At 65.3% G+C, this 23,166-nt stretch carries 23 protein-coding genes; all 23 read right to left on the reverse strand.

Annotated elements, in window-relative coordinates; genetic code table 11:
- On the reverse strand, nt 1–225 hold the full coding sequence (locus tag ABQY64_RS09995) for an acyl carrier protein (protein ID WP_024939600.1): 225 nt from the start codon (nt 223–225) through the stop codon (nt 1–3).
- Between the two features lie 64 nt (nt 226–289).
- On the reverse strand, nt 290–1,399 hold the full coding sequence (locus tag ABQY64_RS10000) for a DegT/DnrJ/EryC1/StrS family aminotransferase (RefSeq protein ID WP_349780468.1): 1,110 nt from the start codon (nt 1,397–1,399) through the stop codon (nt 290–292).
- Nucleotides 1,400–1,517: 118 nt separating this feature from the next.
- Nucleotides 1,518–3,002 (reverse strand): sigma-54 dependent transcriptional regulator, encoded by a 1,485-nt coding sequence (locus ABQY64_RS10005; RefSeq protein ID WP_039521487.1) that lies wholly within the window; start codon nt 3,000–3,002, stop codon nt 1,518–1,520.
- Entirely contained in the window at nt 2,995–3,378 is a 384-nt protein-coding gene (locus ABQY64_RS10010; protein WP_016904817.1) for a response regulator transcription factor, read from the reverse strand. The genes ABQY64_RS10005 and ABQY64_RS10010 overlap by 8 nt, the downstream gene beginning before the upstream one ends.
- An 8-nt stretch (nt 3,379–3,386) precedes the next feature.
- On the reverse strand, nt 3,387–4,787 hold the full coding sequence (gene rpoN / locus ABQY64_RS10015; protein ID WP_349780469.1) for an RNA polymerase factor sigma-54: 1,401 nt from the start codon (nt 4,785–4,787) through the stop codon (nt 3,387–3,389).
- Nucleotides 4,788–5,007: 220 nt separating this feature from the next.
- Nucleotides 5,008–5,640, reverse strand: a complete 633-nt coding sequence (locus tag ABQY64_RS10020) for a response regulator transcription factor (RefSeq protein WP_003482986.1) — start codon at nt 5,638–5,640, stop codon at nt 5,008–5,010.
- A gap of 70 nt (nt 5,641–5,710) precedes the next feature.
- On the reverse strand, nt 5,711–6,277 hold the full coding sequence (locus ABQY64_RS10025) for a PilZ domain-containing protein (protein WP_349780470.1): 567 nt from the start codon (nt 6,275–6,277) through the stop codon (nt 5,711–5,713).
- Entirely contained in the window at nt 6,277–6,570 is a 294-nt protein-coding gene (locus ABQY64_RS10030) for a hypothetical protein (protein ID WP_039521493.1), read from the reverse strand. Before ABQY64_RS10030 ends, ABQY64_RS10025 begins: the two co-directional genes overlap by 1 nt.
- Before the next feature lie 8 nt (nt 6,571–6,578).
- Nucleotides 6,579–6,992: a flagellar export chaperone FliS gene (gene fliS, locus ABQY64_RS10035; protein ID WP_039527382.1), complete on the reverse strand. Its 414-nt coding sequence runs from the start codon at nt 6,990–6,992 to the stop codon at nt 6,579–6,581.
- Between the two features lie 150 nt (nt 6,993–7,142).
- Nucleotides 7,143–8,468, reverse strand: a complete 1,326-nt coding sequence (gene fliD / locus ABQY64_RS10040) for a flagellar filament capping protein FliD (RefSeq protein ID WP_349780471.1) — start codon at nt 8,466–8,468, stop codon at nt 7,143–7,145.
- A 269-nt stretch (nt 8,469–8,737) separates the two neighbouring features.
- Complete coding sequence (locus ABQY64_RS10045) at nt 8,738–9,937, reverse strand: flagellin (RefSeq protein ID WP_104570063.1); 1,200 nt, start codon at nt 9,935–9,937, stop codon at nt 8,738–8,740.
- Between the two features lie 317 nt (nt 9,938–10,254).
- Nucleotides 10,255–11,460 (reverse strand): flagellar hook-associated protein FlgL, encoded by a 1,206-nt coding sequence (gene flgL, locus ABQY64_RS10050; RefSeq protein WP_065049299.1) that lies wholly within the window; start codon nt 11,458–11,460, stop codon nt 10,255–10,257.
- On the reverse strand, nt 11,460–13,334 hold the full coding sequence (gene flgK, locus ABQY64_RS10055) for a flagellar hook-associated protein FlgK (protein WP_047128676.1): 1,875 nt from the start codon (nt 13,332–13,334) through the stop codon (nt 11,460–11,462). The genes flgL and flgK overlap by 1 nt, the downstream gene beginning before the upstream one ends.
- An 11-nt stretch (nt 13,335–13,345) precedes the next feature.
- A complete protein-coding gene (gene flgJ, locus ABQY64_RS10060) occupies nt 13,346–14,524 on the reverse strand; it encodes a flagellar assembly peptidoglycan hydrolase FlgJ (RefSeq protein ID WP_053045464.1) in 1,179 nt (392 codons plus the stop codon).
- Nucleotide 14,525: 1 nt separating this feature from the next.
- The gene (locus ABQY64_RS10065) at nt 14,526–15,644 is read right to left on the reverse strand and encodes a flagellar basal body P-ring protein FlgI (RefSeq protein WP_039521506.1); all 1,119 of its coding nucleotides are present in this window, start codon (nt 15,642–15,644) and stop codon (nt 14,526–14,528) included.
- 10 nt (nt 15,645–15,654) lie between these two features.
- Complete coding sequence (gene flgH, locus ABQY64_RS10070) at nt 15,655–16,347, reverse strand: flagellar basal body L-ring protein FlgH (RefSeq protein WP_016901722.1); 693 nt, start codon at nt 16,345–16,347, stop codon at nt 15,655–15,657.
- A gap of 38 nt (nt 16,348–16,385) precedes the next feature.
- Entirely contained in the window at nt 16,386–17,171 is a 786-nt protein-coding gene (gene flgG / locus ABQY64_RS10075; RefSeq protein WP_016901723.1) for a flagellar basal-body rod protein FlgG, read from the reverse strand.
- A gap of 873 nt (nt 17,172–18,044) precedes the next feature.
- Nucleotides 18,045–18,800 (reverse strand): flagellar basal-body rod protein FlgF, encoded by a 756-nt coding sequence (gene flgF, locus ABQY64_RS10080; RefSeq protein WP_349780472.1) that lies wholly within the window; start codon nt 18,798–18,800, stop codon nt 18,045–18,047.
- A gap of 150 nt (nt 18,801–18,950) precedes the next feature.
- Nucleotides 18,951–20,174, reverse strand: a complete 1,224-nt coding sequence (gene flgE / locus ABQY64_RS10085) for a flagellar hook protein FlgE (protein WP_016901724.1) — start codon at nt 20,172–20,174, stop codon at nt 18,951–18,953.
- 31 nt (nt 20,175–20,205) lie between these two features.
- On the reverse strand, nt 20,206–20,877 hold the full coding sequence (locus ABQY64_RS10090; protein ID WP_349780473.1) for a flagellar hook capping FlgD N-terminal domain-containing protein: 672 nt from the start codon (nt 20,875–20,877) through the stop codon (nt 20,206–20,208).
- A gap of 37 nt (nt 20,878–20,914) precedes the next feature.
- Entirely contained in the window at nt 20,915–21,322 is a 408-nt protein-coding gene (flgC, locus tag ABQY64_RS10095; RefSeq protein ID WP_005914451.1) for a flagellar basal body rod protein FlgC, read from the reverse strand.
- Nucleotides 21,323–21,325: 3 nt separating this feature from the next.
- Entirely contained in the window at nt 21,326–21,727 is a 402-nt protein-coding gene (flgB, locus tag ABQY64_RS10100; RefSeq protein ID WP_024939612.1) for a flagellar basal body rod protein FlgB, read from the reverse strand.
- A 347-nt stretch (nt 21,728–22,074) separates the two neighbouring features.
- Nucleotides 22,075–23,019, reverse strand: a complete 945-nt coding sequence (locus ABQY64_RS10105) for a chemotaxis protein CheV (RefSeq protein WP_016901727.1) — start codon at nt 23,017–23,019, stop codon at nt 22,075–22,077.
- Between the last annotated feature and the right edge of the window lie 147 nt (nt 23,020–23,166).

A 23,166-nucleotide genomic window follows, 5' to 3' on the forward strand; every position in this document is an offset into this window, starting at 1 on the left:
TTACGCCTCGGTCAGTTTGTAGAGATCGCCCACGGTGGTTGCGGCGGTGAGATCTTCGCCGGTAATGGTCTTGCCGTACTCCATGTCGAACATGACGATCACACCCAACGCGGCCAGCGAATCCCACTCCGGCAATTCCAGCAGCACGGTGTCCAGCGTGACCTCCACCGGCTCCTGGAAGTCGGTGGCGGAGAGGAAGTTCTCGATAAATGTTGCCTGGGTCATGCGAGCTCGCCTGGTTGCCTGTTGAAGAGATGGGAGTCTGAAATGCAGCTGCAGTGTGTTGCGATCATGTTGCCTGTGCGCCGGCGATCAGATCGGCAATGGTATCGACCTGGTCGCGGGTCAGGCCAGGAAAGATCGGCAGGCACAATACCTGTGCGGCCACCGAGCGCGCGACCGGTAGCCATGCCGGCGCCGAGGAGGGCAGGGCGCGATACATCGGGAAATCGCTGATCAACGGATAGAAGTACCGCCGCACCAGGATGCCGTGCTCGCGCATCACTTGGTACAGCGCATCGCGCGACAGCGGGTAGTCGTCCTGCACCAGGATCGGAAAGTACGCGTAGTTGGCATTGGCGTGATCGGGCCGTGCCACGCAGCGCACGCCGCGAACATCGCTCAATCGTTGCCGATACTGCGCATCGATGGCGCTGCGCTGGGCGATGGCGTGATCGATGTGCTTGAGCTGCAGCAAGCCGAAGGCTGCGCTGATCTCGTTCATCTTGCCGTTGATGCCCGGCGCCACCACCGTGGTCTCATCGACGAAGCCGAAATTCTTCAGATGCCCGATGCGCTGATAGGTTCTTTCGTCCGGGCAGACGATGGCGCCACCTTCGAAGGTGTTGAACACTTTGGTGGCATGGAAGCTCAACACGCTCAGGTCGCCATGGCGCAGGATCGAGCCGCCGTCATCGCGCACGCCGAAGGCATGCGCCGCGTCGTAGATCACCTTGAGGTTGTAGATGTCGGCGATGCGCGTGATCGCAGCGGTATCGCAGGCGGTGCCGTAGCAGTGCACCGGCATGATGGCGGTAGTCTGCGGGGTGATGGCCGCTTCGATCTTGGACGGATCCATGTTGAGCGTCACCGGGTCGATATCCACAAACACCGGGGTGATGCTTTTCCACAGCAGCGAATGCGCAGTGGCCACGAACGAGTAGGGCGTGGTGATGACCTCCCCGGTGATGCGCAGCGCCTGCAGCGCGGTGATCAACGCGGTGGTGCCGTTGGTAAGCAAGGCCAGGTGCGGCACACCCAGGTACTCGCACAACGCGCGTTCGAACGCGTGATGCATGTCACCGCCATTGCTGAGAATGCGGCTGGACCAGATCTGCTCCAGATAGGGCAGAAATTCTTCCAGCGGCGGCAGCAGCGGACTGGTGACAGGGATGGGCATCAATGCCTCGGCAGGTGCTGGTGAATGTCGGGATTCCGCCGCAGCCGGCGGCTGCGGACGGGGCAATCCTGGTGAAGCAAGCGCTATGCCAGCGAGCCGGGCGGCGAGGCCGGCCCGCTCAGTTCGCCAGCTCGGTCTGCTCGCGATCGATGCCGTACTTGCGCAGCTTTTCCACCAGCGTGGTGCGGCGCAGGCCGAGCAGTTGCGCCGCATGCGCCACCACGCCCTGGGTGCGTTCCAGCGCCTCGTTGATCAGTGCCAGCTCGATGTTGGCCATGTGGCCACGCAGATCGATGCCATCGTCGGGCAGGCTGGAGCTGGTCGCCGGCTCGGCATCGGCTGGCGTGGATGGCAGGGTCACCACATTGCCCGACAGCGCGATGTCTTCGACGGGGGCGGCAACCAGCGCCGGTTCGGGCGCAAGCTCGACCGGCACGGCCGCGGCAAAATCACCGCGGTAGCGCGCCGGCAGGTCCTGCACGCGCACCAGTCCGCCCGGATGCAGCACCGCCAGGCGCTCGACCAGGTTGGTCAGCTCGCGCACATTGCCCGGCCAGTCGTAGCTGCGCAGCGCCTGCAGGGCTTCGTCGGCAAAGCGCACTTCGCCGCGTCCGGTGCGTGCCAGCTGCCCGGCGATGGTCTGCACCAGCATGGCCAGGTCGTCGACACGTTCGCGCAGCGCCGGCATCTCGATCGGGAACACGTTGAGGCGATAGAACAGGTCCTCGCGGAACTGGCCGTCGCTGATGCGGGTTTCCAGGTTGCGGTGGGTCGCGGCGATCACGCGCACGTTGCAACGGATGGTCTGGCCACCACCGACGCGCTCGAAGCTGCGCTCCTGCAGCACGCGCAGCAGCTTGACCTGCATCGGCAGGCTCATGTCGCCGATCTCGTCCAGCAGCAGGGTGCCGCCCTCGGCCATTTCGAAGCGGCCCTTGCGGGTGCTCAGCGCGCCGGTAAAAGCGCCTTTTTCGTGACCGAACAGCTCGCTTTCCAGCAGATCCGGCGGGATCGCGCCGCAGTTGATCGCCACGAACGGCCCGTCGCGCCGTGGCGAATGCTGGTGGATGGCGCGCGCGACGACCTCCTTGCCGGTGCCCGATTCGCCCAGCACCAGCACCGTGGTGTCGAAGGCAGCCACCTGGTCGATCAAGCGGCGCAAGCGGGTCACCGCCTCGCTGTTGCCGGTCGGGCCGGTGTCCTGCTGCACGCCGGCCTGGTGCTCGGCGTCCAGGCGCTTGAGGCTGGCACGGCGCAGCAGGGCTTCCAGCTGCGTATGCCGCAGCGGCGTGTCCAGCGTCCAGACATTGGCTTCGTGCAGGCCATGGGCCTGCGCAAACGCGCTCGGGCTGCCTTCCATCAGCAGCACCGGTGGCGGCAGCTTGGCATCGGCCAGCCAGTCGAAGAACTTGTCGGCCTGTGCAGCGTCCTGCGCCGAGCCCACCATCACCGCCATCCATTCGTCGTGGCGATGGCGGCCGGGATTGATGTCGGCGCCGTCGGTGACCCAGCGGGGATTGAAGTCCATGAACTCGAGCAGCGAGACCGTGCGCTCGGCGCGCACGGCATCGCTGTCGATCAACAGAATGCGGGACTCACTCATTCCTGGCTCCTTCCGTCAGGCCCTCCAGGATTGGCATGACTTCCTGGATATAGGACAGCTTGCTAACAAAATTGTCAGCACCCGCGCGAAGAGCATGTTCACGATGCTCTGCATCGTCGAAGTGGCTCGCGATGACAATATACGGCGGATCGTCCTGCGTCTTGATCAGACGCGTTGCCTGCAGCCCGCCCATCTCCGGCATGGCCAGGTCCATCAGCACGACATTGGGGCGCAGCGACTCAGAGCGCTCGATCGCTTCCAGTCCATTGGCGGCACTGCCCACGATATCGAGCCACTCCACTTTGCGAAAATGACGCATCGCAGCGTTGATGAAGCCCTCGTGGTCGTCGACCAGCAGCACGGTGAGTTTGCTCATAGTAATCCTTATCCTGCCCGGGCAAGCAGCGGTTTGTTGATGCGGCGGCGCTCGCGTGCCGGGGCGATGTCGAGTTGTTCGCGGTACTTGGCCACAGTGCGACGGGCAATATTAACGCCCTGGCGCGACAACAGCCCGGCGATGGCTTCGTCGGCCAGCGGCCGCCCGGCTGGCTCGCTTTCGATCAGTCGCCGCACCATCGCCTTGACCGCCTGGCCTGAAACGCTGGCGCCTTCCAGACGTACGGCAAAGAAGTGCTTGAGCTCGAAGGTGCCGCGCGGGGTCTGGATGTATTTGCCGGTGGTGATGCGCGAAATCGTCGATTCGTGCATGCCGATCTCATCGGCAATTTCCTTCAGCGTCAGCGGTGCCATCGCTTCTTCGCCGCGCACCAGGAAGGTGGCCTGGCGTTCGACGATGGCGCGCGTGGCGCGCAGCAGGGTCTCGTAGCGCATCGACAGGCCGCGGGTCAGCCAGCGCGCTTCCTGCAGCATGTCGCGCAGCGGCTGGGCGGCGTCGCCGGCCTCGGCCAGTGCGCGCTCATGCACGGGGTTGATGCTCACCCGATGCGTGGTGGCCGGGTTCAAGGCCACCCGCCAGCTGCCATCGGCATGCCAGGCGAGCACGTCCGGAATCACACTGGCGTTGCTTTCCTGCAGCAGGTCATCGCCGGGGCGCGGCTGCAGCGACAGGATCAGCCGTACCGCTTCGCGCACATCGTCCACCTCGGCATCGTGTGCGCGCGCCAGCACCGGATAGTCGTGGCTCGCCAACAGGTCCAGGTCACCGGCAAGGATGCGCGCGGCCAGATGGCGCGCCGGCACGCGGCCGGGCAGGGCGCCCAGCTGGGCCTGCAGGCACTCGCGCAGGTCGCAGGCGGCCAGGCCGGCCGGGTCGCCGTGCAGCAGGCGCTGACGGACCGCTTCCACTGCCTGCCCGGTCATACCAAGACGGGTCGCGCCGAGCTGCTGCAGCGTCGCCAGGGCCTCGCTCAGGTAGCCGGCGTCGTCGGTCTGCTCCAGCCAGAACGCGGCGGCCCCCAATGCGGCCTCGTCCAGGTCCAGCGCCAGATCGCGCAGGATGCGCACGTGCGGGTCGGTGGATTCGCCAGCTGCCACGCGCTGCATGCGGTCGTCGTCGTCGCCGTTCCAGCTGCTGCTCTGCACGTCCCACATCGTGCTTTCCGGCAGTTCGTCGAAGGCGGCGACATCGGAAGCGCCATCGTCGCTGGTCGCGACGGCGTCGCTGTCGGCCAGTTCTTCCAGTTCCAGCAGCGGATTGGTTTCCAGCGCGCGACGGATTTCCAGTTCCAACTGCATGCCGTCCAATTGCAACAGACGGATCGACTGCAGCAACTGCGGGGTCAGGTGCAGTTGCTGGCCAAGCTGGGCGGAAATGGTCGTCTTCATCGAAGCGCTTCCGGAAGGCGCCGCACGTGGCAGCGATGGAACGCATCTTGCAGGACAAGGCGACGGGTTTCTAATCAGGGAATCGCGTGAGGCAATTCGTGATTTTCCTGACAGGGCGTGGGGAATTCCCTGACGTTCAATACGGACTCAAGCGTGCCCGCCGGAATCCCGTCACTGTTTTCGTCGCTGGCGGCCGTTTCCGGTCGGCGCAGCGGTTTGCTCAGACCAGTTCGTTGTGATGCTTGGCGGCCAGCAACACCAGGTCGTTGGCACGCCGGCAACCGAGCGATTCCATCATGCGCGCGCGATGGGTCTCCACCGTCTTGACGCTGATGCCGAGGTCGGCGGCGATTTCCTTGTTGCTCTGGCCGCGGCCGATCTCGCGCAGGATCTCGCGCTGGCGCGGCGACAAGGCGGCGATACCGACCGGTTTTTCGCGGCCCAGCATCGGCGCGATCATCTTGGACGAAATCTGCGGGCTCAGGAACACCTGGCCGGCCGCCGCTGCACGCAATGCCAATTCCAGCTCAAGCGGCGCGGCATCCTTGACCACGAAGCCGACCGCACCGCGATCGAGTGCATCGCGCACGTGCACCGGGTCGTCGTGCATCGACATCATCACCACATGCGTGCGCGGCGCCGCGCGCAACACATCGGTCATGGCATCCAGGCCGCTGCGGCCGGGCAGGGACAGATCCATCAACACCAGATCAGGCCGGTGCAGGGATGTCATGTCCAGGGCTTGCTGTGCATTGCTGGCCTCACCCACGACATCGATGCCGGCGAAGGTTTGCAGCAGCCTGGACAGGCCGGCACGGACAAGGGTGTGATCGTCGACGATGATGACTCGCACGGCGCAGAAGAGACCTTTTTTCAGTAAAGGGCACCTTAGCCGACCCGGCGCCCCGCGCCAACAGGCGCTATCAGCGCTGGCGGCGGGCGTCGGCGATCTGACGGCGATGCAAACGGAACAGATGACGTTCCAGCGCCTCCTGCAAGCCTGGGGAAAGCGGCGCAAACCGCAGCCATAGCCAGTGATCGTGGCCATCGCTTGCGCTTGCCAGGACCTCGGCAGGAAACTGTACCAGTTCAGGAAGCCAGTCGGAGGGTTGCAGGCAAACGCTGCCCAGGGTGCCCGGCGGGTGGCTGCTTGCGCAGCTCAGGCGGATTCCGCGCACCGACCAGTGCACGTTCGCCTGGATCAATCCGGTGTCGCCCTGTTGCACCAGGCGGCCGATCAGGGCCAGCATCAGGTCGAGCTTGGCGTCCATGCGCTGCACCAGCAGCGGCAGCTCGCCACGGTCTTCGCTGGTGTCTTCGCTGCGCAGGTCTTCCACCTGGCCCAGGCTGCGCAGCAGTGTTTCTGCGGCGCTGTGCGAGCCGGCGTCGCTGCCGGCACGGAAGCCGGCTGGCAGGCGCACTTCGCAGCTGAGCGTGTCGGCGAACAGCGCGGCATCGGCCGATGGCGCGAGTGTGCCGAGCGCGGGCATCAGATCCGTCCGATCCGTGCGTAGGCGCGGCTGGCCGTAGAGGACGTGCGCTGCGCGCGGATCAGATCCAGCAGCTTGCGTCGACGCTCGAGCATCATCCGCATCAGGTCCTGCTGCATCGCCTGCAACGTCTGCAACGCGTCGCGGTCCTGACTCAGGTCCGCCTGCTGCGCGTACTCGCGCAGGTGCAGATCGTGGGCGTCCAGCATGAACGGCATCACCTCGAATTCCTCCTGTGCCATGGCCAGGCGGATGTCGGCAATTTCGGCTTGAAGGCTCTGCGCGCTATGCATGGTATGACTCACGAAGCGGCGGAAAGGCCGCGTTGGTCCAGGGGAATGGAATTCCACGCCGAGTCGATTTCGCTGAGCAGTTCCAGCGCTTCGGTCAACGCGGTTTCGTCGTTGTGCAGGTTGGCGGCAGTCAGCCGCTGCATCACGTAGTCGTAGAGCGCCGACAGGTTACCAGCGATCTCGCCACCGGCTTCGTGATCGAGCGATCCGTTCAAGTGACCGACGATCGCGCAGGCTTCGCCGATGGCCTTGCCCTTGCGCGCCTGGTCGCCCTGCGCCAGGCAGGCCTGGGCCAGACGGATGCGCTGGCAGGCGCCGGCGAACAGCAGCGACACCAGCTTGTGCGGGTCGGCTTCGGTCACGCTGGTGGACACGCCGACCTTGCGGTATTGCTCGGCATACTGACGATTGGAACCGTACATGGATGACTCCTCAATGGGCTGACCTTCGTTGGTCCCGGAGCGCTGCGCTCCTGCGACGACGCTCCTGCCGGAAGGCAAGGCCGAAATCACGATAGGCCCTTCTTGTATCGGCAAGACCATTGCGGGACTTGAGGATCCTCATCACGGAAATCAGCTCGTCAGCAGGCCGCTGAGCGAACTGGTGCTGCTCTGCAGCTTGCTGATCATGGTTTCCATCGCGGTGAACTGCGCGGTGTAGCGATCGCTGAGCTTGGTCATGCGCGCGTCGAGGTCATCCAGGTCATCCTCGTAGCCCTTGATCTGCTTGTTCAGGCTGTCCGAACGCAGGGTCAGGGTGCCGTTGTTGGCGTTGACGTTGCTGTCGAGCAGCTTGGTCATGGCCGAGCCGAACTTGCTGTCCTTGCCGAGCACCTCGGCGGCGGCACCGCCGTCGGCGGCGATGGCGGTGTCGAACTTGCCGCCATCGAAGCTCATCACGCCATCCTTGTCGATGGTCAGGCCGAGCGACTTGAGCTCGGTGAGGTTGCCGCTGACCTGGCCGCGCAGCTGCTGCTGCAGGCCGCGCACCAGCGAGTCGCCGGTCAACGCCGCGGCGGTCTTGGTGGTGGGGTCGTAGGCGCTGCTCTTGGCCAGCAGGGTGTTGGCGGTGTTGTAGGCGGCGGCGTAAGCGGTCAGATTGGCCTTGAGGCCGCTGGTGTCGGCCGCAACGCCCAACGTGACCTTGGTGCCTTCGGCGGCCTTGGTGAGGTTGAGCACCACGCCCGGCACGATGTCGGTGACGGTGTTGGAACTGGAGGTGCGTTCGAAGCCGTCCACGCGCACCAGCGCATCGGTTGCGGCCACGGACTGGGTCAGGCCGCCGCTGACGCCGGGGCCATAGGTGAGGCTGCTCAGGCTCGGGTCGCTGGCGCTGACGGTCAGCGCGCCCTTGGTACCGGTGTCGACCGCGTTGAACACCAGGTGCTGGCCGTCGTTGGCGGTCACCACGCTGGCGGTGACGCCCTTGCCACCCGCCGCCTTGTTGATGGCGGCGGCGATGTCGGTGAGCTTGTCGGTGCCGCTGATGTCCACGGTGATTTTTTTCTCGCCATACCCGATCGTCAGCGTGCCGCTGCCGACAGTGGCATCGGCAACGAACGCGCCGGAGGCGAGCTTTTGCGCGCTGGCCAGCGAGACCACTTCCACCGAATAGTTGCCCGGCGCGGACGAGCTGGTGGTGGTGGCGGTGAAGCCGGCATCGGTCGGCACCGTCGCCTTGTAGGCGTTGGTGTCGGCGCTGCTGATGACCTTGTCCAGCGCAGACTTGAGCGTGGTCATGCTGCTCTTGATCTGGCTGATCGCCGACAGCTGCGTGGTCGCGGCGCTCCCGGCCTTGTTGATGCGCGCCTGCTCGGGGTCTTTCTGCCGGGAAACCAGGGTGGACACCACAGTTGGGATGTCCAGACCGGAGCCGGAAGTGCTGATCACCGATGCCATGTTGCATTCCTCGTCTGGGCGTCCAAGCAAGGATGGACGCATGGGATTACGAGACGGGTATCGGCCGCATCCGTCAGGACTTTAGCGGCAGCGACCCGTTTCGCTCACGAGCTTCGATGATGCAATTTCCATGCCGGCGGGGCGTGTCAAAAAACCCGCGCCAGGAAAGCGTGCTGCGCGTTCGCCCTGAAATCTCGGGCGAAGCAATCTGCGGCCACAAAAAAGCCCCTCCGAAGAGGGGCTCTTGACTTGCTGCGAAGCGCTGCCGATTACTGCAGCAGGCTCAGCACGTTCTGCGGAACCGACTTGGCCTGGGCCAGCATCGCGGTACCGGCCTGCTGCAGGATCTGCGTGCGGGTCAGCTCGGCGGTTTCCTTGGCGTAGTCGGTGTCGCGGATACGGCTACGCGAGGCCGACAGGTTTTCCGAGGTTGCGCTCAGGTTGGCGATGGTGGAGGTGAAGCGGTTCTGCACCGCACCCATGTCGGCGCGCGAGGAGTTGACCGCGGTCAGCGCCTTGTCGACGATTTCCAGGGCCTTCTGTGCGCCGGAGAACGTGGAGATGTCCAGGGTGCTCAGGGTCGAGGCGGTAGAGCCGGAAGCGGCCGAGGCGGTGGTGATGCCGGCGCCGACGGTGATGCCTGCGGCGCTGGAAGTACCGGCGGTCAGCGAGGTGAAGTCCTGGCCAGCCTTCAGCGATTCGATCTGCACCGTACCGTCGGTCTTGATCGAGGCGTACATGCCGGTCTGGTCGAGCTTGTCGTTGATCGCCGCAGCCACCTTCTTGTTGACGTCGGCAGCGCTCTCGCCGACGCCGATCTTGACGTCCGAGATGGTGACGCTCTTGGCTGCGCCGCTGGCGTCCTTGAACGACAGGCTCATGCCGCTGATCGAGCCCGATGCGGTGGAGGTGCCGGTCACGCCAGCGCCGGAAACGGCGGCAGCGAAGTTGGCCTTGCCCAGCGAATCGACGTTGGCGTCGACGATGCTGTTGATGCCGATGGTCTGGCCAGCGTCGGCGCCGACCTGGAACAGCGCGCCGGAGAAGTCGCCGTTCAACAGCTTGGTGCCGTTGAAGTTGGTCTGGTTGGCGACGCGGTCGATTTCGGCGGTGAGCTGCTTGACTTCGGAGTTCAGCGCGTCACGGTCGGTCGGCGAGTTGGTGGCGTTGGACGACTGCACCGACAGCTCGCGGATACGCTGCAGGTTGCTGCCGATTTCGACCATCGCGCCTTCGGCGGTCTGGGCCAGCGAGATACCGTCGTTGGCGTTGCGCGAGGCAACGTCCAGGCCGCGGATCTGCGTGGTGAAGCGCTCGGAGATCGCCAGACCTGCGGCGTCGTCCTTGGCGCTGTTGATGCGCAGACCCGAGGACAGACGCTGGATGCTCGTCGACATGCTCGCGCTGCTGGTGTTGAGGTTCCGCTGAGCGTTCAGCGACATTACGTTGGTGTTGATTACCTGTGCCATTTTGATTTCTCCTAAGCGATTTTTCCGGCAAGGGGGACTTGCCCGGAGCCTCCGCAGGGGGGCCATCAAGTTGGCCGTTGCCGCTGCTGAGATGAATAACGGCGTTGCGTCGGGAACCTTTAGCGAAATCCAGTGTTTTTTTACTGTTTTTCTGCTGCGGGACGAAATACGGAAGCGTTGTGTATCAAGGGGTTTGGTTTATTCGGCAGCACCCCGTAGATCTTTAGCGTTGGTATAACTTTCGACGAATAAACTCCGTCGGCCTGCGCAAGTGCTCGCGCGCAGGAGTGCAGAAAACGCGGGTTTTCTGCTGCAAATCAGCGGATCAGGTTGAACAACGACGACGACTGCATCTGCTGAAAAATCGTTTGAGCGGCCTGCAACGAGGCCTTCTCCAGTTCGTACTGCCCAAGCGCCGAGGCGTAGTCCAGATCGCGGATCGACGACAGCGTGGTCTTGAGGGTGACCTCGTTGGACTCGAGCAGGGAGTTGGCGTTGTCGATCGCCGACAGCTGCGCACCGCCGGAGGCGCGCGCATCGATCATCTTCGACGAGGCCTGTGCGATGTCGCGCATCGACGACTGCAGCGTGTTGATCATCGCCGCCTTCTGCGGCTGGGTCAGCGTGTCGGAGTTGAGCGCGCCGACCAGGTCGTCGATGGTGGAGAACACGTCCTTGGTGGTGGAGGCGCCGATCTGGAAACTGTCGCCCACCGCCGGTGCGCCGCTGATGCGCATGCGCACGCCGGCCGCGTTGATGTCCTCGCCATCCTTGTAGGTGCCGGTGCCGACCACCGTATTGGTGCTGTCGCGCACCTCGTAGGTGTCGGCGGCGGTGAACTGCACGCTGTAGCTGCCGCCGTTCCAGCTGCCGGTGCTGGAATCGCGGCTGAAGTCCAGCAGCAGTCCGGTGCCGGTGTTGGCGGTGTTGGGGTGCGCATCCACGGTGCCGTCGCCGGTGCGGATACGCATGAAGATTTCGCTGCCGGGCAGGGTGTCGCTGACGAAGGTGTCCGGCGCCACTTCGACCTGTTTCTGGGTCTGGTCGCCGTTGTAGGTGACGCCGCCGCTGCTCTTGATGAACGGTGCGCTGCCATCGGCGGTGCCGCCGAACAGGTAGCGCCCGGTGCCGTCGGTGCTGTTGGCCAGGCTGACCATGCTGTCGCGCAGGGCGGTCAGTTCCGAGGCGATCGCCTTGCGGTCGTCGGGGCTGAGCGAGGAGTTGTTGGCCTGCACCGCCAATTCGGTGACGCGCGCCATTTTGTCGCCGGCCTGCGACAGGGCGTTTTCCTGCAGGCCAAGGCGGTTCTGCACGTTGTTGGCGTTCTCGCCAAAGCGGGTGATCGCGGCCAGTGCGCGATCCAGGCCGACCGCAGTGCCGGCGGCGACCGGATCGTCCTTGGCGGTGACCAGGCGCTGACCGCTGGTGAGCTGGGCCTGGATCTGGTTCAGCCGGGACTGCTTGGCCGTCATCGACGACACCGACTGGCTGTACATCATGCTGGTGGAGATACGGTCGGTCATCAGCGTACGGCACCCAGGATGGCTTGGAAGATGGTGTCGGCGGTGGAGATCATCTGTGCGGCGGCCTGGTAGGCCTGCTGCAGCTTCAGCATGTTGGCGGCTTCCTCATCGAGGTTGACGCCGGAAATCGAGTCGCGGCTGGCCTGCGCCTGGTCGTTGATGACCTTCTGCGCGTCCGAGGCATAACTGGCCGCACGCGCGGCCGAGCCGACCGAGGTGGTCAGACCAGACAGCGCGCCGTTGAGCGTGACCGTGCCGCCGCTGAGCGCCTTGGCATCGTCGAGATTGGCCAGCAACTTGGCGTTGCCGTTGTCGCTGGAGCCGGCACCGGTGGGGCCGACGCCGAAGGTGTCGCCGGCCTTGGGCGCGCCGTCCAGCGCAAAGCTCCAGCCGTTGGCGCTGATGGTCTGGCCGGCGGTGTAGGCGAACGGGCCGGTGCCGTCGATGGTGTACTGGTTGGCGTCGATGAACTCCACCGATGCCGGGGTCAGCAGCGCCGGGTTCTGCGCATTGGTGACCTTGACGTCGCTGATCTTGCCGGTGCCCAGGTTGGCGACCGTGGCGGTGGCCTTGACCGGGGTGGCCGCGGCAATCCGCGAGGGGTCGGTGATGGCCACCGACAGGGTGCCGGCCAGTCCGGCAGTGGGCTGCAGCAGGAACTTGTCGCCGTTGGCCGGGGTGCCGCCGACCACCAGGCTGACGCCGTTGAGCACCAGCGGATTGGCCGGGGTGCCGGTGCCGCTGAGCGGCACCGCCGAGCCGGTGCTGGCATTGGTGGCCTTCCACGCAGTGCCGTCGAAGCTGAGCGTGACGTTCTGCCCATCCACCGCCGCCATGTTGCTGAAGCTGGCACTCAGCGAGGCGCTGCCGGTGTTGGCGGGGTTGGCGGCGGTGGTGGGCGAGCCGATGTTGAAGAAGTTGCCGCCCATCGCGCCGTACAGGTCCATGCCTTGCGCGTGACCGGCGTTGAAGGTGCTGGCCATGCCCACGGCCAGGCGACCGAGTTCGGCCTGGGTCGGTTCCAGCACGCTGCTGCGGAATTCCAGCAGCCCGCCGATCTGCCCGCCCAGCGAGCTGGCGCTGAGGCTGACATTCTGGCCCTGGGTCTGCATTGCCACCTGCAGCTTGCTCGGCTGATACGGGTCGGCGACGGTGGTCAGCTTGGACGAGGTGGTTCCCACTACCAGGGCCTGGCCGCCGGAGGTGAAAACGTTCATGAAGCCGCCGTCCTGCATCACCGCAGTGCCGCCGGTGTAGCCGACCAGCTTGCTCACCAGCGCGTCGCGCTGGTCGAGCATGTCCGGCGAGGCGCTGTCGATGCTGTTGCCGATGGTGCCGTTGATCTTGGCGATCTGCTGGGTCAGCCGATTGACCTCGTCCACCGCGGAGGTCAGGCCGCTGTTGACCTCGTTGCTCAGGCTGTCCATCTGCCCGTTGAGCTGCTTGAAGCGCGTGGCCAGCGAGTTGCCGCTGTCGAGCATGCTCTGCCGCTCGGCGGTGGACGAGGCATTGGACGAGACCGCGCTGGTGGAGTCGAAGAAGTTCGACCACAGCCCGGCCACGTTGGTGGCGGTGTTGGAGTACAGGCTGTCGACGCGGTTGGACAGCGAGGACAGCTGCTGCAGCCGCGACAGCTCGCCGCCGCTGTCGAGCAGGCGCGAGGTGGCCAGCTGGTCGGCCACCCGGCTCACGTCGGTGATCTTGGCGCCATTGCCCACGAACGCGTAGCCCATGTCGGTGGGCGTGCGCGTTGCAAATTCCACACGTTGGCGGCTGTAGCCTTCGGTATTGATGTTGGCGACGTTATGGCTAACGGTCGACAACGCCCGTTGGAAGGCGATCAGCGCACTGGTCCCGGTGGACATGATGGACATGGGCGTTTACCTCAACGACGAATGGTGCCGAGCCCAGCGGGCTCGGCGGTGCTGGCATAGCGGTTGGACAGGTCGGCCGCCGCGTTGCCGATCGCGGCCACCGCACGGTCGATGGTCGGACCGTTGGCGATCGCCGCGATCTTGGCTGCGTAGCCCGGATCGGTGGCGTATCCAGCCTGTTGCAAGCCGCGTGCAAAACCCTTGATATCGGTGCCGGCCTGCAGCGCGGGCTGGTAGCGACTGTTGTTCTTCAGCAGCCGCACGTAGTCGGCAAAACTCTCCTCGGCCGAGCCGTAGGCACGGAAATCGGCGGTTTCGGTGGTTTTGACGCCATTGACGTATTCGTGGGTGCCGGTGGTGACCTTGTCGCCGCTCCAGCCGGTGGCCTTGATGCCGAACAGGTTGTTGGAATCGCCGCCATTGCCGATGCCGCGCCGGCCCCAGCCGGTTTCCAACGCAGCCTGCGCCACCAGCGCACGCGGATCCACGCCCAGTTCGCGCGCGGCCTTCTGCGCATGCGTCCAGATCTTGGCGACGAAGCCTTCCGGGGTACGCTCGCCCAGGCTGGCGGCCGCGCTGCTCGCCGCGCTCGCATTGACCGCGGCGTTGGCGTCGGCGGCATCGCTGGCCGCCACATCGCTCCAGCGATCGTTGGCCGAGGGCCAGCTCAGCGCGGCCGCATCGTCGCTGCCGGCATCGCTGCTGCCGGTGCGCCCGGCGATCAGATCCAGCACCTGGCTCATGCCGATGCCGCCCAGGCCGCCTGCGCCGATGCCTGCAGCGCTACCGGTGCTTGCGCCGACGCCGGTCGCCGCGCCATCGCGGCTGGGCAGCGGCAACGAGGCGTCGCGCTTGCCGGCCACCAGCGAATAGGCCTTGGCGGCATCGGCAGTGCTCAGCGAGGTATTCAACGCCGGGCCGCCGGTGTCGCCGCTCAACTGCTTGGAGATCATCGCCGACAGGCCCAGCCCCTTGCCGTCGGTCAGCGCCTTGGCCATCTGCTGGTCGTACATCTCGCGGAACATCTGGTTTTCGCCCGGAAACATCGGGTCGCCAGAGCTTGCATCGCGCATGCTCTTGACCAGCATCTGCGCGAACTGTCCTTCGAGCTGACGTGAGACCTTGTCGATCTTGGCGGGATCGGCCTTGGTGCTCGGGTTGAGATCAATGGGCGAGGCTGCGATACGCATGTCAGATCACCTCCAGCTCCGCCGTGAGCGCACCGGCTTGCTTGAGCGCTTCCAGGATGGCCACCAGGTCGCCGGGAGCGGCCCCCACTTCGTTGACCGCACGCACGATCTGATCGAGCGTGGTGCCGCCTTCGAACTTGAACATGCGGCTGCCTTCGGAGGTGGCCGTGATCGTCGACTGCGGGGTCACCGCGGTGCGGCCGCCGCTGAAGGCGCCCGGCTGGCTGACGTTGGTGTTCTCGCTGATGGTCACGGTGAGCGAGCCATGCGCGATCGCCGCCGGCATCACCCGCACCAGCTGGCCGATCACCACGGTGCCGGTACGTGCGTTGACCACCACCTTGGCCGGGGCATCGCCCGGAGACAGTTCGACATTTTCCAGCCGCGACAGCAGGCCGATACGCGCGCCGGGATCGGTCGGCGAGCGCACTGCCACGGTCACGCCGTCCACCGCACGCGCGGTGCCGGCGCCGAAGCTGCTGTCGATCGCCGCGACCATGCGCGAGACGGTGGTGAAGTCGTTCTGGTGCAGGTTGAGGGTGATCTCACCACTGCCGGCAAACACGTCCGGCAACGCACGTTCGACGGTGGCGCCGTTGGGAATGCGGCCGACGCTGGGAATGTTGACCGACACCCGCGAGCCGTCCTTGCCCTGCGCGCCGAAGCCACCGACCACCAGGTTGCCCTGCGCCATCGCATAGACCTGGCCGTCGGCGCCTTTCAGCGGTGCCATCAGCAGCGAGCCGCCACGCAGCGACACCGCGTTGGCGATCGAGGACACGGTGATGTCGATCGGCTGGCCGGGCTTGGCGAACGGCGGCAGTTCGGCATGGATGGCCACGGCCGCGACGTTTTTCAGCTGCGGATTGACGTTCGCCGGAACATTGACGCCCAGCTCGCCGAGCAGGTTCTTCAGGCTCTGCACGGTGAAGGGCGCCTGGCTGGTGCGGTCGCCGCTGCCGTCCAGGCCGACCACCAGGCCGTAACCGACCAGCGCGTTGCCGCGCACGCCGCCGACCTGGGCAAGATCCTTGATGCGCTCGGCCGAGGCCGGCGCGGCGATCGCGCAGACCGCCACAGCGGCGGCCAGCAGACGGAAGGGCAGGGAAGACAGATTCATGGTCGCAGGCTCAGTAGGGCGACAGACGGGAATTGAAGAAGCGGCTCAGCCAGCCCATTGCGTTGGACTGCGCGATCGCGCCGCGGCCGCCGTAGGCGATGCGGGCGTCTGCCACCTTGCTCGAGGGCACGGTGTTGTCCGGGGCGATGTCGGCGGCGCGCACGATGCCTTGCACCTGCACCAGTTCGTCGCCCTGGGTCAGGCGCAGGTTCTTCTGCCCCTGAATCACCAGATTGCCGTTGGGCAGGCGCTGCATCACGGTGACGGTCACGCTGCCCTGCATGCGGTTGCTTTGCGCGGTGTTGCCCTTGCCGTCGAAGCTGCGATCGCCGCTCAACGAGTTCTGCAGCACGTTCAAGCCACCGACGGTGAGCGGCGCCCCCAGCAGCGTCGGCGCGGCCATGGTGGTCGCGTCCTTCTTGCTGATGCTGGTATTGGCGGTGGACGAGGCGGTGGTGCTTTCCACCAGGTTCACCGTCAGCAGATCGCCGACATCGCGGGCGCGGCGGTCGCCGTACAGGTTCAGGCTCGGGCCGGCGGCGTAGATCGCCCCGGCGGTGGGCTGCGCCACCGGCGCGACCACCGGCACGATCGGCGCCAGTTCGGCGAACGGCCGCACATCGCCGGCCGCCACGCAGCCGCCCAGCAGCGCGCTGCAGGCAATGGCGAGGCACAGGGAGGAAAGAGAAGGCAGGCGGGACATGGCGTGGATTCCTGAGAGGGCAGCGACCGGCGGGCCGATCAGACGTTGTTGTTCAAGTAACCGAGCATCGAGTCGGTGGTGGAGATCGCCTTGGCATTCATTTCGTAGGCGCGCTGCGTCTCGATCATGCTCACCAGTTCTTCCACCGTGTTGACGTTGCTGCCTTCCAGCGCGCCCTGCACGGTGTTGCCCAGGCCATTGAGGCCGGGGGTGCCGTTCTGCGCGGGGCCGGAGGCGGTGGTTTCGACGAACAGGTTCTCGCCTTTGGACTGCAGGCCCGAGGGGTTGATGAAGTCGGTCAGCGTCAGCGCGCCGATTTCCTGCGCGGCGGCCTGGCCGGCCAGCGTCACGCTGATGGTGCCGTCGTTGCCGATGGTCAGCGACTGCGCGCCTTCGGGGATCTGGATGCCCGGCTGCAGCGGGTAGCCGCTGTTGGTGACCAGTTCGCCCTGCGCATTGATCTGGAAGGTGCCGTCGCGGGTATAGGCCGAGGTGCCGTCAGGCATCTGCACTTCGAAGAAGCCGCGACCGTTGACCATCACGTCGAGCGCGCGGCCGGTCTGCTGCTGGCTGCCCTGGTCGAAGCCCTTGAAGGTGGAGACCACCCGCACGCCGGTACCCAGCTGCAGGCCGGTCGGCAGCTGCGTCTGCGCGGAGGTGGAACCGCCCGGCGCACGCACCTGTTGGTACAACAGGTCTTCGAACGCCGCACGATCGCGCTTGAAGCCGGTGGTATTGGTATTGGCCAGGTTGTTGGAAATGACCGACATGCGCGTCTGCTGCGCATCCAGTCCGGTTTTGGCGACCCACAAAGCCTGATTCATGACCCGATTCCTCGTTAGACCCGGGGATGTGTTCCGGGTACGGGTGGGTATATGCACGTGCCGTGCCAAACCCGCGTCGGATTTTTGCCGGCTGTGCACTGGATCACGCGAAGCGGGCGCGGTCGCCTGCGCGGGGCAGGCTGGCGGCGGGAAGGCAGCGGCTAGGCCTAAGCGGTGGAAGCCTGCGCGGCAGATCAGGCGCGCTAGATCGGTCGCCGGTCAGCGATGTATTCGGCGACGATGAACCCTTGGCGCTGCGTGCAGAAGGGTTGTTGGGAGCGCGCGGTGTCCTCACCGCCCGCGGGACACTCCGCAAGTACGTCCATGTAGGCTCGGTGGCGGCATCCATGCCGCCACACGGTCCCGCAATCGGCTAGGCCGCCGCAGCAGAGAGTTTGAAGGTTGCTTTCTTAAAGCTTGTCCATTGCTCGGCTTGCATTGAGAAGATCATTGGACGCGCCGTTATCCAAGCAACCCACGTCAGGCATTGTTTGCACCATGCACGCCGACCATCTCGACAGGTCCTTGCCCGCCCACCGTCGCGGGACCTTACGCGGCATGGATGCCGCGTAAGAGCCTACAGGGACGTACTTGCGGCGTGTCCTGCGAGGGTGGGCGGGCAAGGGCCCTGCAGCCAAATCACAAACCAGCGCTCTGCAGCGAAGGCCCAGATCAACAGCATTGCCAACCGCACACACCTGGCCGACAAACCATCGCTAGTCAGCGTCAACCGTGTACGAACCACCTGCGAGACCGCAGGAGTCAAACGACATGTCGCTTTGCTCGCGAGCCACGTCCCCCGGGCGGCAGCCAGCAAGGTGCTCGGCAGCGCGGCAAGCCAACCGGCGGTGCGGCAGTGGGCGTCAGTGGCGCTTAGCCGCTGACCCGCAGCAGCGAATTGGCCGACTGCGCGTTGTCGTCGCCGTTCTTGATGATCTTGACCTGCATTTCGAACTGCCGCTGCAGCTGGATCATCTCCACCAGCGCGCCGGCGGCGTCCACGTTGCTGCCCTCCAGCATGCCGCTGTTGATGGTCTTGCCGCTGGCCACTGCAAACGCCTGCGCCGGGTCGGTGCTGGTGTTACGCATCAGCCCGTCCGGGCGCCGCGTCAAACGGTCGGCGGGGGCGTCGACCACCTTCATCTTGCCGACGATGGCCATGGTCTGCGGGCCTTCGCCCTGCGGAATGATCGAGATGCTGCCGTCGCTGCCGATCTCCATCGCCTGGTGCGGCGGGATCGTCATCGGGTTGCCGCCCTCATCCAGCACCGCATGCCCATTGGCGGTGACCAGCTGGCCATTGGCGGTGAGTGCCAGCTCGCCGTTGCGGGTGTAGGCCTCGCTGCCGTCGGGCGACTGCACCGCCAGCCAGCGGTCCTGCTGCAGCGACACGTCCAGCGGGTTGCCGGTGACCTTCTGGTGGCCCTGGCTGCGGTCGAAACCCTGGTCCACATGCAGCGCATCGATCCGCGACGGATAGCCCTTGCCCTGGATCTTGAACGCCTCGGTATTGGCCAACGCAGCCTTGAACCCCACCGTATCGACGTTGGCGAGATTGTGCGACACGGTGCCCTGCGCCTGCAGGGAGGCGCGGGCACCGGTCATCGCAACGTAGAGAGCTTTGTCCATGAGGCACCGGGATTGGGGAATGGAGAGTCGGGAATCGGGAATCGCAAAGGCGGGATTGCTGGAGACTGGAAGAGGGGGGCAAGGCCGGCATCCGATACACGCAATGCCAGCTCTTACGATTCCCTATTCCCCAATCCCGATTCCCAGCCGTTAACGAATATTGATGATCGTCTGGGTGACCTGATCCTGGGTCGAGATCATCTGCGAGTTGGCCTGGAAGTTGCGCTGGGCCACGATCATGTTCACCAGCTGCTCGGTCAGGTCCACCGTGGACGATTCCAGTGAGCCGGATTCGATCTGGCCCAGGTCCGAGGTGTCCGGTGCGCCGGTGCGGGCGGCACCGGAGGTGTAGCTTTCGGCCCACATGTTGTTGCCCTGCGATTGCAGGCCCTGCGGGTTGACGAAGGTGCTTAGCGCGACCTGGCCCAGCGGCTTGTCGGCGCCGTTGGAGTAGCGCGCGAATACCACGCCGCTGGTATCGATGCTGATCTCGTTGAGCTTGCCGCTGGCATAGCCATCCTGGCGGGTATCACGCAGCGCGAAGGCTTCGCCGTACTGGGTCGAGCCGCTGACGTTGAGCTGCATGTTCAGCACGCCGGCACCGGTGCTCGGGGTGAACGGGTCCATCGTGATGATGCCGTTGGCCGGGGTGGTCAGCGCGCCGGTATCGGAGAACTGCAGTGTGGTGGGCGCACCGACCGCGGCACCGTCCACGTAGTTGTGCACCTGCCACTCGTTCGGGTTGGCGGTCTTGACGAAGTAGGAGGTCTGCACATGGCTGACGCCCAGCGAATCGTAGACGTTGATACCGCCGGTGGAGTGGCTATAGGTCTTGTCGTCAGCCGGGCTGAACGGGGTCACCGACGGGGCGGTGGCATTGCCGGGCAGGGTGAAGGCCAGGTTGACCGTGGAGGTCGACTTGGGCGGGCTGTCGGTGGTCAGCAGCTGCAGGTCCGACAGGCGGCCGACGTCGAAGCCGTTGCCGCTCGGGTTGGGGGCGAAGACCTGCAGGCGCGCGCCTTGCGGATTGATCACATAGCCGTTGGCATCGGTCTGGAAGTTGCCGGCGCGGGTGTACATCTTGGCGCCGTTGGAGGTCACGGTGAAGAAACCCTCGCCGGAGACCGCCAGGTCCAGGCTGCGCCCGGTCGGATCGATATTACCCTGCGAGAACTGCTGCGCCACATTGCTGACGCGCACGCCCGAACCCACCGCGTTGCGCGACAGGCCGTAGCTGGTGCTCTGGAACATGTCGGCAAACTCGGCACGCGATTCCTTGAAACCGGTCGTGTTGACGTTGGCGATGTTGTTGGAGGTGACGTTCAGATCGGCATTGGCTGCGTTGATGCCGGACAACGAGGTATTGAAAGCCATGGATGAGGTCCTTTAAGTGTCGGTTGCCGGCTCAGCTGACGCGGAGCACGTTGGCGAGCGGGGAGGTGCCTAGCCCGGTCAGGTTGAGATACAGGCCGTCCGAGCCGATCGTGACGCTGTCCACCGGCGCGTCGACATAGGTGGACAACTTGCTTTTGGAACCGGCGGTGTCGGTCTGGGTGGCGGTCACGCCGTACTTGCCGGCGGCCATGCGGTTGCCGTTGGCATCGGTGCCGTCCCAGGCAAACGACACTTCACCGGCGGCGCTGGCCGGCACGCTGAGCTGTTTGACGAAGGCGCCGTTGGCATCGGTGATTTCGAAATTGACGGTGCCGGCCGAGGTCGCGGCGACCACGCCCTTGGCCGAATTGGTGGCATCGATGGCGAGCTGTGCGGAGGGCACCAGCACGTTGTGCCCGACCAGCGAGGCGCCCTTGAGCACCTGATCGCTGCTCTGCGCTGCCGAGAAGCTGCTGACCTTGTTATTGAGGTCGCCGATGCCCTGCACGGTGGAGAACTGCGCCAGCTGGCCCAGAAACGCGCTGTTTTCCATTGGTTTGAGCGGGTCCTGGTGCTGCAGCTGCTCGGTCATCAACTTGAGGAAGTCGGCCTGGCCGAGCGATTCCTCCTTCTTCTTGGTCGCTGTGGCGCTGCTGGAGGTCAGCCCGAGGCTGGTGTAGAGGTCACTACCGATCGTGCTCATGTGAAAGGGTCCGTAAGGGAAGGGTCAGCTAGGAGGGTCAGCGACCCATGGTCAGGGTGGCGAGCGCCAGTTCCTTGGCGGTGTTGAGCATTTCCACGCCGGCCTGGTAGTTGCGTGAGGCCGAGATCATGTTGACCATCTGCGAGACCGGGTCCACGTCCGGCGAGAACACGTAGCCATCGGCATCGGCCAGCGGATGGCCGGGCTCGTAGCGACGGATCGGCGGCGCGTTGGTGGTGGTGATCTCCTTGACGTTCACCGAGGTCAGGCTGGGGTCCTGGCGACTTTGCTGGGCCTGGAAGATCGGCTCGATCGGCTTGTAGGTCGCCTCGGCCGAGCCAGCGACGGAGTCGGCATTGGCCAGGTTGGAGGCGATGGTGCTCAGGCGGACCGACTGCGCGTGCAGCGCCGAGCCGGCCACATCGAAGATGGGAAGATTGCTCATGACTTATTGGCCGGTGATCGCGGTGAGCATCGAGCGCACCTTGGATTCGAGGAAGCTCAGCGAGGCGCGGTATTCCAGCGCGGCGCGGCCGTAGGCAGCACGTTCGGCATCGGGATCGACGGTATTGCCGTCCAGGCTGGGCTGGTCGGATTCGCGGGTGATCTGGAACGGGTTGAGCCCGGCACTGCTGCCGATCTCGTAATGCTTGGCGTCGGTGGTCTGCAGCAGGGTGCCGTCGCGCACGCCTTCGGCCGATTTGAGCGCCGCCTCGAAATTCAGATCCTTTGCCTTGTAGCCAGGGGTATCCACATTGCTCAGATTGCTGGCAATGAGCTTCATGCGCTGCTCGCGTAGCGGCAGAGCATCGCCGTGGATGCCTAGAAAGGACGAGATGGAATTGGACACGGTGCTCTCCGCGAAGTGTTACCAGGGAGAAAGCAATGTTTGTGCCAATCGAGGTGGTGCGGGCCGCGGAACGCGGAGAGTGATCGGCGCTGCCGACGAACGGCAGCTTGGTCGTCCGGGAGAAGCGGTGGACCTTCGTCCGTCGCGGAGCTGGTTCACTCGGGCGCGCCAGGCCAGAAGGTTCGGCATGACGTCAGGGCTGCCCGGCGACGTCGGCCTTAGCGGACGTCAGTTTGAAAGCGGGTTGACGCATACCGCCCCAACTTCAATGCTGCCGGGCTCTTGGAAGCCCGGCGTGGGGCCTTGTCGCTGTCATCGGCTCCGACCCCGGCAGCCGCCTGGCCTGCTCAGGCCGCTTCGGCGACCACTTTCAGGCGCGCCAGCACGTAGTCGGCCAGCTCGTGGGCACTGTACTTGGCCACGAAGGCATTGGCGCCCACCTGTTCGACCATGGCGTTGTTGAACACGCCCGACAGCGAGGTGTGCAGCAGCACGTACAGGCCTTGCAGGCCCGGCGTGCGCCGGATTTCCGTCGTCAGCGTGTAGCCGTCCATGGCCGGCATTTCGATGTCGGAGATGACCATCGCATAGCGGTCGGCCGGATTCTCGCCTGATGCAGCCACCTGCAAGAGGTGGTCCAGCGCCTGGCGGCCGTCGGACAACAAGGTCGCCGAGACGCCGAGCTGGTCGAGCACGCTGCGGATCTGCTGACGCGCCACGCGCGAGTCGTCCACCACCAGCACCTGGAACTGCCGGTCGTAGGCGACCAGCTGCAGCGAGGGATCCAGCTGCACGTCCTTGCTGACCTTGGCGATGTCGGCGAGCACGCTTTCCACGTCGATGACCTGGATCAACTCGCCCTGGAAGCGCGTCACCGCCGTCAAATAAGTGGCTTCGGCGCCCAGTTCCGGCGGCGGGTGAATATCTTCCACCGCAATATTGACGATGCGCTCCACGCCGCTGACCAGAAAGCCCTGGACCGAGCGGTTGAATTCAGCCACCACCAGATAGCCGGGGCCGTTTTCCGAGTGCGCATCGCGCTCCGGGTGGCCGATCGCCAGGCCCAGGTCCAGCACCGGCACCGAGCGCCCGCGCACGTCGGCCACGCCGGCGAACTCGGTCGGCAGGCCGGGCACCTGGAACAGCTCCGGGCGGCGCAGCACCTCCTGCACCTTGAACACGTTGACGCCAAAAAGCTGGCGCCCGCCCAGCCGGAACAGCAGCAGGGCCAGTCGGTTGTGGCCAGCCAGACGCGTGCGCTGGTCGATGCGGTTGAGCAGATCGTGGGTCATGGGGCAGATATCGACAGCGCCCTCGGAAAACTTGAGCGGTTTTAGCCTGGCGTGGGGCGCTGTCGGGATTGGGGAGTCGGGATTCGGGATTGGCTCAAGCGCCGGGACCTGGTGATTTGGGATTGGGGATTGGCTCAAAGGCGTGAA

It is taken from the genome of Xanthomonas sp. WHRI 7065, assembly GCF_040203115.2.
In the GTDB taxonomy this organism is placed as follows: Bacteria; Pseudomonadota; Gammaproteobacteria; order Xanthomonadales; family Xanthomonadaceae; genus Xanthomonas; species Xanthomonas arboricola.